Origin of the sequence: Paenibacillus peoriae KCTC 3763 (assembly GCF_000236805.1) — a bacterium.
GTDB lineage: Bacteria > Bacillota > Bacilli > Paenibacillales > Paenibacillaceae > Paenibacillus > Paenibacillus peoriae.
Genome location: NZ_AGFX01000030.1, coordinates 168,221 through 181,767, shown reverse-complemented (window position 1 = coordinate 181,767; position 13,547 = coordinate 168,221). Strand labels below are relative to the sequence as shown.

The 13,547-nt window shown below is 44.7% G+C and carries 15 protein-coding genes and 1 riboswitch; of the genes, 8 read left to right on the top strand and 7 right to left on the bottom strand.

Annotated elements, in window-relative coordinates; all coding sequences use genetic code 11:
- Window positions 1-158 precede the first annotated feature (158 nt).
- The 6 genes from KQI_RS0116925 to thiE all read left to right on the top strand — a co-directional run bounded on the left by KQI_RS0116925 (window position 159) and on the right by thiE (window position 6,320).
- On the top strand, window positions 159-1,880 hold the full coding sequence (locus KQI_RS0116925; protein ID WP_010348032.1) for an NAD-dependent malic enzyme: 1,722 nt from the start codon (window positions 159-161) through the stop codon (window positions 1,878-1,880).
- A gap of 72 nt (window positions 1,881-1,952) precedes the next feature.
- Window positions 1,953-2,906, top strand: a complete 954-nt coding sequence (locus KQI_RS0116920) for an AEC family transporter (protein WP_010348031.1) — start codon at window positions 1,953-1,955, stop codon at window positions 2,904-2,906.
- An 88-nt stretch (window positions 2,907-2,994) separates the two neighbouring features.
- Window positions 2,995-3,098, top strand: a riboswitch (TPP riboswitch).
- Window positions 3,099-3,236: 138 nt separating this feature from the next.
- Complete coding sequence (gene tenA / locus KQI_RS0116915; RefSeq protein WP_010348030.1) at window positions 3,237-3,926, top strand: thiaminase II; 690 nt, start codon at window positions 3,237-3,239, stop codon at window positions 3,924-3,926.
- 65 nt (window positions 3,927-3,991) lie between these two features.
- Window positions 3,992-4,834: a hydroxyethylthiazole kinase gene (thiM, locus tag KQI_RS0116910; RefSeq protein ID WP_010348029.1), complete on the top strand. Its 843-nt coding sequence runs from the start codon at window positions 3,992-3,994 to the stop codon at window positions 4,832-4,834.
- Window positions 4,831-5,661, top strand: a complete 831-nt coding sequence (gene thiD, locus KQI_RS0116905; protein WP_010348028.1) for a bifunctional hydroxymethylpyrimidine kinase/phosphomethylpyrimidine kinase — start codon at window positions 4,831-4,833, stop codon at window positions 5,659-5,661. Before thiM ends, thiD begins: the two co-directional genes overlap by 4 nt.
- On the top strand, window positions 5,658-6,320 hold the full coding sequence (gene thiE / locus KQI_RS0116900) for a thiamine phosphate synthase (protein WP_010348026.1): 663 nt from the start codon (window positions 5,658-5,660) through the stop codon (window positions 6,318-6,320). Before thiD ends, thiE begins: the two co-directional genes overlap by 4 nt.
- Before the next feature lie 193 nt (window positions 6,321-6,513).
- On the opposite strand, the gene KQI_RS0116895 is transcribed toward thiE, so the two are convergent.
- The 3 genes from KQI_RS0116895 to KQI_RS0116885 form a co-directional block, all read right to left on the bottom strand.
- A complete protein-coding gene (locus KQI_RS0116895) occupies window positions 6,514-6,735 on the bottom strand; it encodes a hypothetical protein (RefSeq protein ID WP_241763939.1) in 222 nt (73 codons plus the stop codon).
- Window positions 6,736-6,768: 33 nt separating this feature from the next.
- Entirely contained in the window at window positions 6,769-6,951 is a 183-nt protein-coding gene (locus tag KQI_RS29340; RefSeq protein ID WP_241763937.1) for a stalk domain-containing protein, read from the bottom strand.
- A 296-nt stretch (window positions 6,952-7,247) separates the two neighbouring features.
- Window positions 7,248-8,132, bottom strand: a complete 885-nt coding sequence (locus KQI_RS0116885) for a PD40 domain-containing protein (RefSeq protein WP_010348022.1) — start codon at window positions 8,130-8,132, stop codon at window positions 7,248-7,250.
- Window positions 8,133-9,000: 868 nt separating this feature from the next.
- Between KQI_RS0116885 and KQI_RS0116870 the strand changes: the two genes are divergently transcribed.
- Window positions 9,001-9,426 (top strand): DUF5301 domain-containing protein, encoded by a 426-nt coding sequence (locus tag KQI_RS0116870; RefSeq protein WP_010348018.1) that lies wholly within the window; start codon window positions 9,001-9,003, stop codon window positions 9,424-9,426.
- 317 nt (window positions 9,427-9,743) lie between these two features.
- Window positions 9,744-10,115 (top strand): iron chaperone, encoded by a 372-nt coding sequence (locus KQI_RS0116865; RefSeq protein ID WP_010348017.1) that lies wholly within the window; start codon window positions 9,744-9,746, stop codon window positions 10,113-10,115.
- A 251-nt stretch (window positions 10,116-10,366) separates the two neighbouring features.
- Here the strand turns inward: KQI_RS0116865 and KQI_RS27070 are convergent, their stop codons facing one another.
- The 4 genes from KQI_RS27070 to KQI_RS0116840 form a co-directional block, all read right to left on the bottom strand.
- Window positions 10,367-10,594, bottom strand: a complete 228-nt coding sequence (locus KQI_RS27070) for a hypothetical protein (protein WP_010348016.1) — start codon at window positions 10,592-10,594, stop codon at window positions 10,367-10,369.
- Between the two features lie 65 nt (window positions 10,595-10,659).
- Complete coding sequence (locus KQI_RS28035) at window positions 10,660-10,821, bottom strand: aspartyl-phosphate phosphatase Spo0E family protein (RefSeq protein ID WP_010348015.1); 162 nt, start codon at window positions 10,819-10,821, stop codon at window positions 10,660-10,662.
- Between the two features lie 453 nt (window positions 10,822-11,274).
- On the bottom strand, window positions 11,275-12,573 hold the full coding sequence (locus KQI_RS27065; RefSeq protein WP_050543723.1) for a helix-turn-helix domain-containing protein: 1,299 nt from the start codon (window positions 12,571-12,573) through the stop codon (window positions 11,275-11,277).
- Between the two features lie 331 nt (window positions 12,574-12,904).
- Entirely contained in the window at window positions 12,905-13,417 is a 513-nt protein-coding gene (locus KQI_RS0116840) for a GrpB family protein (protein ID WP_010348012.1), read from the bottom strand.
- Between the last annotated feature and the right edge of the window lie 130 nt (window positions 13,418-13,547).

Sequence of the window (13,547 nt, the reverse complement as noted above, 5' to 3'; positions counted from 1 at the left end):
TTTGTGATTAATGAAAAAGAAGGATTATGGTTATTTTGTCATATATCAATAGACGAATAAAACCATTTGGCATGTCCATACTATGGGTAACATGTCATCTTTCGTCATGAATAAGCCTAATGAACAATCATCAATCGAAGAGAAAGAAGGATGTTTGTATGGAAGCATTTTATGTCAATCAGGATGGCTCATTATCCACCCCATTACGGGGCAAGGATGTGTTGGCGAACCCCCTTTTGAATAAAGGTGTCGCTTTTACAGAAGAAGAACGCAAAGAGCTGGGGCTGGAAGGAATCCTTCCTCCGACAGTCCTTTCACTGGAAAAACAGAGCGTACGGGCGTATCAGCAGTTTTTGGCACAGCCCACCATGCTGCGTAAAAATGCTTCGCTTAACGATCTTCACAATCGAAATGTCGTACTCTACTATCGCCTGCTAACCGACCATCTGAGTGAAATGCTGCCTGTGGTCTACACACCTACGGTAGGAACCGCAATTCAAGAATATAGTCACGAGTACAACCGTCCCGGTGGCGTATATTTGTCGATAGATAACCCGAACGGCATTGGACAAGCGTATTATAATTCCGGTTTGAACGGTGAAGATGTGGATCTGATCGTCGTAACGGATTCCGAAAGTATTTTGGGCATCGGTGACTGGGGTGTCGGGGGGATTAACATCGCTATCGGCAAGCTTGCTGTGTACACAGCCGCGGCAGGCATTCATCCCGGGCGGGTACTGCCGATTGTACTGGATGTGGGTACGAATAATGAAAAGCTGCTGAATGATCCGCTGTACATCGGAAACCGCTATAAGCGGGTTCGCGGAGAAGCCTACAACCAGTTTATTGATACTTTTATCAGCAAAACGTTAACGCAATTCCCGAAGGCGCTTTTGCATTGGGAAGATGTGGGCAGCGTGAACGCACGCCATATTATAGGCAAATACGGTCACAGCATTCTCACCTTTAACGATGACATTCAAGGCACAGGAGCGGTAACCCTGGCTGCGATTCTTTCAGCGGTAGGTGTCACCAAGATTCCGCTGCGTGAGCAAAAAGTACTTGTGTTCGGTCCGGGGGCAGCAGGAATCGGTAATGCTGACCAAATTCGGGGAGCCATGATCGCGGATGGCCTGTCGGAGGAGGATTCATTCAAGCCATTTTGGGCTTTTGATTACCGCGGGCTATTAACAGACGATATGGAAGATGTCCTGGATTATCAGAAGCCGTATGTACGTAAAAAAGAAGAAATCAGCTCATGGACGCGCTCTGATGACGGAAAAATACCGCTGCTTGAGGTTATCCGTCAGGTGAAGCCTACTCTATTGATCGGAACTTCTGGTGTAGCAGGTGCCTTTTCAGAAGAGATTATTAAGGAAATGGCCAAGCATGTCGAACGCCCGATCATCATGCCCATGTCCAATCCTACAAACCTTGCCGAAGCGGTACCCGAGGATTTGATACGGTGGACCGATGGCAAAGCATTGATCGCTACCGGAAGTCCCTTTGAGCCTGTCACCTATAACGGTACGAAATTTGAGATTGGACAGGCGAACAATGCCTTTGTTTTCCCGGGACTTGGTCTGGGCGCGATTGTGGTCAAAGCCAAAAGAATCACCCCTTCCATGTTTACCGCAGCAGCAGATGCTGTTGCCAATGCCGTGGATTCGAATGAACCTGGCGGGGCACTGCTGCCCCATATCCGAAAATTACGTGATGTCTCGTTCGCGGTGGCGGTTGCGGTGGCGAAGGCCGCGATTCAGGATCAGGTAGCTCAGGCACACATTTCAGATGTTGAGCAAGCCATTCGGGATGCGATGTGGAAACCGGAATATGTGAAGGTCAAAGCCGTGGAAAATGTAATCCATCACCCTCACTAATGCTTCAATTAGGGACGGGAATGCCTGTTCAGACAGACAGGATACGTCAGTTCAAGCAAGGAGAATCGATCTATGAGTGTCGGACATATCCTTTATATTTTGGTGCCGATTTTTTTCGTTATTATTTTAGGATGGTTAGCGGGGCATTACAAAAGCTTCGATGCCTCTTCCTCCAAAGCCCTAAATGCGCTCGTTACCAAATTTGCGCTGCCTGCACATCTATTCATCGGCATTACAACAACGAACAGGAGAGCGCTCGTTGAGCAATGGCCATTCCTGCTGGCTCTGTTCATTGGCATTGTCGGCTTTTTTGTCGCTCTCCTTCTGCTGTCCCGCTTTGCGAGGAAGCAGTCGGTGAAGGATGCCGCCATGTTCGCTTTGAACTCGGCACAGCCGACCTTTGCTTTTATGGGAATTCCCGTGCTCGGAGCCATCTACGGCTCCTCAGCCGTGGCGATTCCGATTGCACTTACCGGAATCGTAGTCAATGCCGTCCTTGACCCGGCGGCTACCATTATAGCTACCGTAGCCAGCCGGAATTCAGGCAAGGAACGGAAGGGTTCCCTTGGAAGGCTGATCTGGGACTCCATTCTTCACGGCTTAAAGGAACCGCTGGCGCTGGTGCCGCTGGTTGGTGTGATTTTGACCTTGTTCGGCTTCCAATCACCGGATTTGTTAAGCAAATCGCTTAATCAAATCGGTGACATTACGTCCGGGGCTGCTTTATTCGCGGTCGGTGTGACCATTGGCGTACGCAACATTAGTTTTAGCGTAAGTGCCTTTGCTATCGCACTGTTAAAAACAATCGTGCAGCCTTTATTAATGCTGCTGATTGCCTACCTGTGCGGTCTGTCGTCTGCCGATACCGTTAAGGCGGTTCTGCTCGTTTCCTTCCCGGGTTCAGCAGTCGCTGCTATGATCGCTACCCGTTTTGAAAGTCTGGAATCAGAAACAGCCTCCTCCTTTGTCATCAGTGCTGTCATCTCTCTCGTTACACTTCCTGTGCTGATTTCGCTATTGATATAACCAGGTCAAGCACAAACATTCGCAGAGCGAATGGATAACGGTTTGACATAACGTATGAACGAATGTACAGTAATAGTCAAAAGAATAGGAAGTCCACTAGGGGAGCCACTTATGGCTGAGACAAGAACGTATCTTGGACCCTTTGAACCTGATCTAGTTCGTACTAGCGTAGGAAAGTGGAGCCTTCGTATATAAGGTCCCTGTTGTTTTTTTGCGCATTGGACCTCATGATGAAGCCGCTCCAGTTTTCGGGGCGGCTTTTTAGCGTTGTTCCGGAACTGTATTCTTACGGGACTTCCTGCTCTACATTTTGGTGGAGGTGGGGAAAAAATGAGCTTCACACAAGAGCTCCGTCAGCAGGCGGACGGCATTTTTCAAGCGATTTTTGAGCATCCCTTTGTGAGAGGTATTGCTGAAGGGAGTTTGACAAGGGAACAGCTGATTCACTATGTAAAACAGGACTTTGAATATTTGAACGCCTACATGCGGATCTATGGCATCGCGATCTCCAAATGCACGAGCCGGGAGGACATGGCTGTATTTAACGAACAGATCTCTTTTATTCTCCACAGCGAGGTTCATCCCCATCAAAATTTCTGTGCTGTCGCAGGTGTGACCTATGAAGAGATGCAGGGATACCCGCTCGCTCCGTCGGCTCACCATTATATTCGTCACATGCTGACGGTCGCGCATGAGGGCAGTCTGGGCGAGATCATGGCCGTGCTGCTGCCGTGTCCATGGACATATCTGGAGATTGGTTGCAGGCTGCTGGATGAGGTAAGGCCCGACGAGTCCCACCCTTTCTATGAATGGATTTGTTTCTATGGAAACCAGGTTGGAGATGCAACCGCCAAATACCAAGCCCGTGTGGATGCTTGGGCGGAAAGTGCAACGGCCGCCGAACGGGAACGGATGATTGAGCATTTTATGCTAAGCTGCCAGCTGGAATATATGTTCTGGGATATGGCTTATAAGCAGGAAGAATGGCCGATCCAGATGCAGGCTGCGGTCCTGGAATAATCCCGTTCACCTTGGACTGCAGGTGCTGTCGTGAATAGCGAATCTAATATGAGAGGATCATCAATATGAGTACATGGGAAAAGGATTGTTCAGAGCTTCTGACAAAGGTACACAGCAGCAACCCCCTCGTTCACAATATGACCAATGTGGTGGTCACCAATTTTACTGCCAACGGCCTATATGCGCTGGGCGCTTCACCGGTGATGGCTTATGCCCCCGAGGAAGTAGCGGATATGGCCAAAATAGCAGGTGCTGTCGTATTAAACATCGGTACGCTGAACCGCGAACTGGTCGATGCCATGATCATTGCCGGACAATCGGCGAATGCACATGGCGTTCCGGTTCTGCTAGATCCGGTCGGTGCGGGAGCTACGCGCTTTAGAACCGAGTCGGCACTGCGAATTCTGAGTGAAGTCAACATCTCAATGGTGCGGGGCAATGCGGCCGAAGTCGCCCATCTTATCGGAGAAGCCCGCGAGATTAAAGGCGTAGATGCTGGTGACAGCCCGAGCAGCAGTCATGTCGATCTGGCAGTTCGGGCTGCGCGGGCGCTCAATACCATCGTTGTCATCACTGGAAAAGAGGACGTCATCACCGATGGGTCTAGTGCACGAATGATTTATGGCGGAGACGCGCTGCTTACGAAGGTAACCGGAGCAGGCTGCCTGCTGACCTCTGTGTTGGGCGCTTTTGCCGCCGTTGAGCCTGATCTGCTGCTCGCAGGAACAGCAGGCTTGGCATTTTATGGTGTAGCCGCTTCCCGAGCCGCCGCCCGTACAGCAGAACAGGGACCCGGCAGCTTCCAGATTGCCTTTCTCGATGAGCTTGCCAAGCTGCATGCAGGCTCGCTGGAGAGGCATGTATCGATTCGTGAAGCTGGAACAACGACAGCAGGTGGTACGCGATGACAGACGTTCGTGTACCCAGAGCACTGACGATTGCCGGTTCGGACAGCGGTGGCGGGGCCGGGATTCAGGCCGACCTCAAAACCTTCCAGGAGCTTGGCGTATACGGCATGTCGGCGATTACGGCAGTTACCGTACAGAACACCTTGGGGGTTCACGGTGTATATCCGCTGCCACAAGAGGCGGCAGCCGAGCAAATTGAAGCGGTAGGATCAGACCTTGGCGTGGATGCCCTGAAGACTGGCATGCTGTTTGATGCGGGCATCATCCATCTTGTGAGCGAGCAGATCCGAAAATTCGGCTGGAAAAAGGTCGTCGTCGATCCCGTGATGATTGCCAAGGGAGGTGCAGAGCTGCTGCAATCGGAAGCGGTGCAGGCTTTGCAGGACGACCTGCTCCCCTTGGCCCTGGTTGTTACGCCGAATATCCCGGAAGCGGAAGCCCTGACAGGGATCAGCATCCGTACGATGGAGGATCGCCGCGAGGCTGCGAGACATATTAGCAATATGGGTCCAAAATTCATCGTGATCAAGGGCGGCCACGCTGACGAAAGCGAGAACAGCGGACAGGTCGTTGACCTGCTCTTCGACGGAACCGCTTTTACAGAGCTAAGCGGCAAGCGGGTACAGACTGTCCATACACACGGAACAGGATGTACCTTCTCGGCAGCGATTACCGCTGAATTAGCAAAAGGGATGTCTGTACCGGAGGCTATCTTGAATGGTAAAGCCTTTATCCAGGCGGCGATCGAAGAACCTTTGCAGCTTGGACAGGGACATGGCCCCACCAATCATTGGGCCTTCCGCCGTCGTCAGGAGGTGCTTCTATGAGCAGCAGAATATTGTCGGAGGCGGTGCGCCGCCATCTACAGATGTACCTGGTGCTAGGAAGCGTGAATTGCCTCGCGGAACCAGGCTGGGTCGTGCAGGAGGCTCTGGCTGGCGGCGCAACCATGGTCCAGTTCCGGGAAAAGGGCCGTGGTGCGTTAACAGGCGCTCCCAGGATTGAACTGGCACGTCGGCTACAAGACCAGTGCCGCCGTATGGGGGTTCCCTTCATCGTGAATGACGATGTAGAGTTGGCTCTTGAGCTCGGCGCCGACGGCGTTCACATTGGTCAGGACGACGAATCGGCCGCTTCCGTCCGCAAGCGGATCGGAAACCGGATTCTCGGCGTTTCCGCCCATACGATTGAGGAAGCCCGCCGCGCCATCCTGCAAGGTGCAGACTATCTCGGCGTGGGGCCCATCTATCCGACCATCTCCAAGGATGATGCCCATGCCGTGCAGGGTCCGGCCATATTGTATGAGCTGCGCAAAGCGGGAATGGATGTACCAATCGTCGGGATCGGGGGCATTACGGTGGATCGTGTAGAGGAAGTGATACGTGCGGGTGCGGATGGTGTAGCGGTGATTTCCGCCGTAACGCAGGCAGAGCAGATTCGGGCTGCGGTCGAGGAATTGAAAAAAAAGGTAGTGTCGAGCATCTGACATCCGGGGGTGTCCCAAAAACGATAAAAAGGCTGCCAGGAAAGCATCTTTCTTTTGTGTGCGAACGGACCTTTGTTCCAGTCGTTATTGTCTTCAGATGATCAGATAATTTTTGGATAACACAAAAATGGGGAGCGGAATAATCGCTTCCCGCTGCCCAATTTATTTTCGATTTTGACTTAAAATAAATTTGCTACTTCTCAGCAGCATGAGCAATTCCTTGATAGTGATGCGCAAGGGCTTTGTGATAATATTCTCGTTCGGCAAACTGAAAATACAACACTGGATTGTTCGCGTTAGCCATTTTCATACGTTCAAAATGCTCCGCCTTTACAAAATTTTGACCAGCAAGTTGATTAGGGTCGTTACACATATACATATCGCGGTAAAAATCTGTATTGTACAAAATATACACTCCCTGTCTTGTTTTGATGTATAGACAATAACACTATATGGTAAACACCCAGTTATGGTCACATGATAAGAGCCCAAAGATCGGCGGGACCCATATAAGAGTCGTCTGCAAGGTGCAGACGATCTCGGCATAGTTCGTCTCCGCTTTCCACTCCACCTCTGCTTTTAAGGCTTCGCTGATAAAACGCAAAGGCACAACAACTCGCTTCTTGTTCAATTGGGCAGGCACATCCAAAGTAAGTGTTTTTTCTGACAGTCACCGTCTTCTTGTCAGCATTCCAGACTAAATAAAGCTTTAGCGGCTTCAATGAAGCCAAAGAAACCATAGTTCTCCCTGCGACGGAAACGGGTAGAGTATCCGAATTAACGACCTCACTATTGATAACTAATTGAATCGACGGTAGTTTGTAATTACACTAAAATTAAAAATGGTTTGGTACAGCTCTAAATAGTAAATGCACCTAGACTTACGCACCCTGGACTTATGTAGAACTTAGTACTAATATGCCCCAATCAAAATTTCGGTGTTAATTGAAATAGTTTCTGCTCATCATTCTTAGATAAAGAATCCCTCTTTAAAATAGAATTTTGTGTTTCTGAGTAAGTATAGAGCACTGCTTGTGGAGAAACTTCACCTTTACTCACAAAATCAAAGCTTTTCCCATCTTTATGCCAAACTATAGAGGAGATCAGTATAAAATCCTTATCAGACACTTGCGTATAGATCTTACGCTCTACATCGTATACTGCGATATAACTTGAACCTAGATCACCGATTCCAAACGCAATCTTTTTCCCATCAGGTGACCAGTTATATGCATCAATCTTTTCACTCCCCGCTCCGTCGTTATTCGTCTTAAACATATTTACAATAGTTTGAGTCCCATCGGATAAATTAATTAGTATAAGTCTACTCCCCTCATGATCGCTTACATCGAGAGATACCCGGTTGCTTATGGATAAGGAAAGTGAGTTAACTCTCAAAGGTCGTGGGTTGAGCTTAACGAGTTGCTCTCCGCGCTTACTTTTTATTTTCATGGAATCCACAACTTCATTAGCTTCGGCGGCTTCTCTTCCCTTAGCCTTGGTTAATTTTGCTGTGAAAGTAACATCTTTATTTTTCCATACAATCTGCTGTCCCGAAACTACAACCTTAGATTCGTCTTGGTTATTATAATACTGTGAATAATCTATGGTATTCACCTTTTTGTCAGTTGCTTTAGATGTTTCTATAGTTGCCTTGCCTTGTACACTTTTCTTTGACTGGTTTATCCCAATATTCTCCACTTCGTTCTGAGGCAGATGTTGATTTGAACTTGGAGTTTCAGTTTTACTACTGCACCCTGAAATCGTCAACACTACTATCGCTCCTACAGTTATTATCTCAACGAATTTCATAAGTTCCTCCTTATTTTACAGCGAGTCGTTATTTCCAGGTCCCTTTTATGCACAATCTAGCAAGGCCCTTCGCTCCGTGGGCCGCGACGATAGTGAGCACCAGGAATATTGAGCGCCCTGGCAGGGGAACTTTCCCCCAGCACAGGCGCTCTAGTTATCAACATGAGTAGAGCGACCCAGCGGTGCATACTGGCCCTTAGATCAGCCATAAGAACTCCAAATTGATTAATTCATCTTGTTCCGATCCCTATTGATCCACCTTTTGATAGTAATAAGCAAAAAAGTAAAAAGCGCGACGAAAAAAATGATACCCACTATTACTATAATCAGAGCAGTAGTCATACTTAACAACTCCTTCCTTTTTCGCTCGTATATTCGTGAAGGCTTCCGACGATCTGCACACTGATATTGTATAATAATTGTAAATGGAGTGAGGGGAGAAAACTATGCTGAAGAAGCTGAAGAATCCAATTTTTCTTATTTTGATAATTTTCTTGGCTACCTTAATAGTGCGAATTATATATAATAATCCACCCCATTATATTTATGATTGGTTGATGGGTGCATACGCCATCCGTTTGATTAGTCGGACGATGTACGAAAAATACCAGAATAATCATAGGACCAGTATTATAACTGATACGATTGTAGAACTGATAATGCTTATGATCTCATTCGGAATTATCCTATTTTTATTTATCTCACAAGAAACATGGTGGTATAAGTCGCTTTTTCTAATTGGAGAATCCCAATTCCTCATTTACAGCGGCATAACTTTTAAAGAGATCATACAAAAAGAACGGAATTGATCTGCCCCTCTTTTTGTATGTTTACTGCTGTACATAATTCATTTTATAAGGAGGTATTTATGAAAATACAAAAAAAATACGTGCTAAGTTTCATAATCCTTTTTGTAGTAATCGTTGTTATAGGAGTCATTTTTGCATCTAAAACGACTATAACCTTTAAGGAAGCGGCTTTGGGGCAAGTAAATTTGGAAGAGATTGATACAATTGAAGTCATTAAATCAGATGATAATTCTACAAACGAAAGAAAGATAACCGTGTCAGATCCTAAAGTAATTCATCAAATATTAAATGAATTTTCGCAAGTACAGCTAAAAAAATCCAATTCAAGTTCCCCCTCGTCCGACTCGTACTGGATCACTATAAGATCAAAACAAGAAAGAAAACTTGAATTAACCATTTTAGGAGAGAAAAATATAGTAATTTATAAATACAATTCAGCCAATCCTAAAAATAGCATTGTTTCATATGAAATTGTTAGCGGGTAAAATGGAAAATTAATACAAGATTTATTCAAATAAATTTTGGTGTAAAAAAATTAAAAATGACCGCTTGTCTTAACCAAGGCAAGTGAAACCAGGTGTACACCGAGGACTAGGAAGGATAATAGTCGGCACATCTCGCCATCGTGCCCAGGTACAGGCGACCCACAAGCTGGCTACACGCTTTTTCACGCTTGTACCGAGTTCAATAGACTGAACAGTTAATTATGAATTGCTTGAGAAGATAATTGAATTTAATATCAAGGGTAAGGCTAAGAATTCGAATTTTTGGCGACAATAGAATAATATCGAAGGAGGAAGACATGGAAGTTTTTGTGAAATATTTGGCAGGTATCGATAACCCCGACCACCGCGACCGAACAGAGGGAATTTTGGCGTGGGTTGCTGATAAATTCCCAAATTTGGAACCGCAAATCAAGTGGAATACGCCAATGTTTTCCGATCACGGCACATTTATCATCGGCTTTTCCACAGCGAAGCATCACTTGAGCGTTTCACCCGAAGAAGTAGGTATTGCGCACTTTACCGGTGACATTGCACAAGCTGGCTACAGCGCTACCAAAGGCTTGTTTCGAATTCCGTGGAATAAGCCGGTAAATTACGAATTGCTTGAGAAAATGATTGAATTTAATATTCAGGATAAAGCAGAATATACGAATTTTTGGCGGAAATAATGCATCAAACCTTATCAAAAAACACATGACACGAAAAAATGTTATGCGTTTTTTGCAACTCAATTAAGGCGCCGACAGCTCTATAGTAGCCGTATGCGAACGCCCGTTAAAATACTTCCCCAGCACATCAAAATACCACGCATCCTTTAGGCTCTCTTTTTCATTACATTTTAGGAAGAAGAACGCCTCTCCTTTCTCTTATTCTTTCCCAGGGATTTGATTGGAGTTATTGATTTTATTAATACTTATGTTCAGACCGAGCTTTCAAAAATAGATAACATACATTTTTCTTCAATTCCAAGCAATTCGGATACTTGTTTTCTGTATCTTTTGGCCTTGCGTGTCCCGTGAATGAGATTGGACAATCTGGAAGCCGGAATCTGATATGTAGTGCAAAACGTTTTCTGATCCATTCTTTTCTCGATCAATTTTTGTTTGATCTCCCATCCAAAAGGGGTTACAGGATTTCGTCGATTCAACCTTATGACCTCCACACTAGTTTTTATAATCGTAGTATGTTGCAGCATGTAATACATTCATAAGCTTAAGATTCTGATTTGCATGTTTGGTAATGATTTAACAAATCATCTAACTTCTTGGATTGTTCAACTACTTTAGGATGTGTTAAAAATCCATACTTTTTCTGGACTTGGTACAGTTTCCTCCTGGCTCGCTCGACATGAAGTAAAGTCACACCTTGATTCATCAGCGTGATCCCCTCCTCTATGTCATAATTTAGAATAAAAGGACGTTTCTTGGATTTGTGAATAATGCTCCTCAAAAAAATGGACCATCCTAAAAGTTCGCATAATCGAAGACTCCAATTCTCACGCAAAAAAGCCTCATTTCCACTAATAAAGTCGAAATGAGGCGCAGTGTTGGTAATAAACTAGTTTTGTACAATTTGATTTCTTTTATCCTTTTTCTCAGCAATAAGTAATCCGAGTAAAGTATACACCCTGTACAATATTCCCATAAGTAGCACAATACCAACAATTGAAAGAAGAATAAGTAGAATATTCGCTATTAATAAAATGACTTCAACAGCCAAAATAACACATCCCCCAAAAGATACTGATATTTTAAGAGTTCCTATAGCACCAGTACACTTGAGCTCGTTAGATACCCCTGATTAACAGTAGAAAATATCCTCATTAAGCTATTGAGTTAATCGACTATGTAATAGGCTCATGCACTTAAAAATAAAGCTTTTATCAATTAGTATAGTTGTTTTCCTCATGCTGTCTAATAGAATCTGGAAACCTTCTTCGTACTTGCCTTTGGATAAATAATAGACAGCCACTTCACTCAAAAAACCAACAAGCTGATCGTCAATATTTTGTTGGTCATTGGTTTGTTTTCCTCCTTGACCATGTATGTTTGAAATTTCCCGCTCAAATCGAGTTAGAATATCATCTACGTCTATGTTATAACGATTGGCTGCGATCATAATGTTCCATAGCCCCGGAAGAAGTTCATCTTTCTTCCTTGCAATAAGATCAGCATATACTGGAAGTACCTCTCTATCTCCAGCCATGAGCTTGGTCAGGCACATATTAGCCTCGCCCCACTCCTGAAATAGCTTTTTCCAGCGCAGCGTCTCGCTATCAGTCTCTTTCACCCATTCCAAATCAACAGATTCATAGGCTGCCTGCAAAGCTAACGCATAGTTTCCTTGCTCATAATAAGCACCTCCAATAAGTGAATTACTGAAAGCTACATAAAAAAATAACGGTCGCAAAGGCTTCTTATGTTGTTCTTTTTTCAGAAAATGTGCCATGGAGTATTGAGCTTCGGCTAAAATCTTTAAATCCTTAGCAACTTCCATGACACGATCCCAACGACGCAATGATCGAAATGCGTTAACTAAATCCACCATTCCTTCCAGTTGGTCTACATCATCGAGTCGTTTGACAAACGATTGGAATTGAAGCGCTGCTTGTAAATTCCGCTCCTGATCGGCCCCAACCTGAAGTGTGAATATGCGATACTGACAGATGGCTAATCTCTCGGAGTGCTGGTACTTTTCTGCTTCCGCAACCCCCTCATAGAGCAACAGCGCAGCAGCATGCCGATCTTGTGCGAATAATGTTTCTGCCGCATCAAACAGCTTCGGGGAATAAAGTAGGTTGTCCATAATATGCCCAACAATACGCTTAATCGCTTCCAGCTTGTCCAATTCCACACAGCGAAACAATACCGGTTCAATACGCCGCCAATCCGGGGAACGTTCAATAATGTAATGTTCTATGTATCGGTCGTAAAAATAGCCCTCTGGTAATCCCATTGCCAGTGTGATTCGATCCAACTGATGTACAGCAACAGGACGATGCTTAAGAATCCAATTATTGAGCGTTCTTTGATGAACACCAGAATGTTCTGCAAATTGTGCCAGCGTTACATCATTTCGCTGCAAATAATCCTCCAGCTCCGCTAAAATCGTAGGTGTATGTTCCAAGGCATAACCACCCTTCATACAAATAATCCGAAATTTGTAATCCAAGCTCAACTTTCCTCCAAATATTAACATGCGTCAATATTCTTTTTTCAAAGGAGCCTACTGTATGATTGACAAAACAACAAGAAGTTTATTTCATCGAAAACAATAACGTATTGGTTAGAAGAATTTTGGAAAGCGGAGTGACTTTAAACGAATTTCCGTTTGAAAGTCAGGATGTCGAAGAAGTTATTTTATCCAACGTGGAAGTACAATTTGCATTGTGTCAGTTTTATACAATGTATGATACAGATGCGAGTAACCAGCCAAAGTATATTGGAGAGCTACACTACTATTCAAAGCTTTTCTTTGCTTGTTCGAGTAAATTGTATACGAAATCGGCTTTTTCATCCGAGTAAGAAAGTAATGTAGCATACCCTTTCTTTATGGATTTGAGCTTTTTTTCAGAGTAATGTTTAGCTACATCTGGATTATCTCTTAAATAATTTCTGATGAGAAGATTATTCACCCATTGCTCTCCGTTCCAAATAACGACAGCAAGATTAAAGGAATATTCTTGCCGCTTCCGAAAATATAATCTCCCCACACCAATTTCTCCGAATCCTTCATAACCCAGTCCTATTAAATTGTTAATGACAGAGTTGTTCAATTCAAGCGTTTTTACACCAATCAAGACATCAACAATCGGTTTTGCAATCATTCCTTGTACAGATGTGCTTCCGAAGTGCTGTATATCAATAACGTCTTCTCCGAAAGCCTTCAAAAGATTTGCCTTTTCGCTTTGAAATAAAGTATTCCATTTTTCATCGTAAGGAACCACACTTATATTTTCATCAATTTCCATCTAATATTTCACCCACTTTTTTGGTATATTGTAAGCCCACATCAATTGAAACAACTTTTCTAAACAAACATTAGCCAGTTTTAAATAACCGTACTGTGGTGAAATTTGGTTTTTGACACGATGCCAGAGC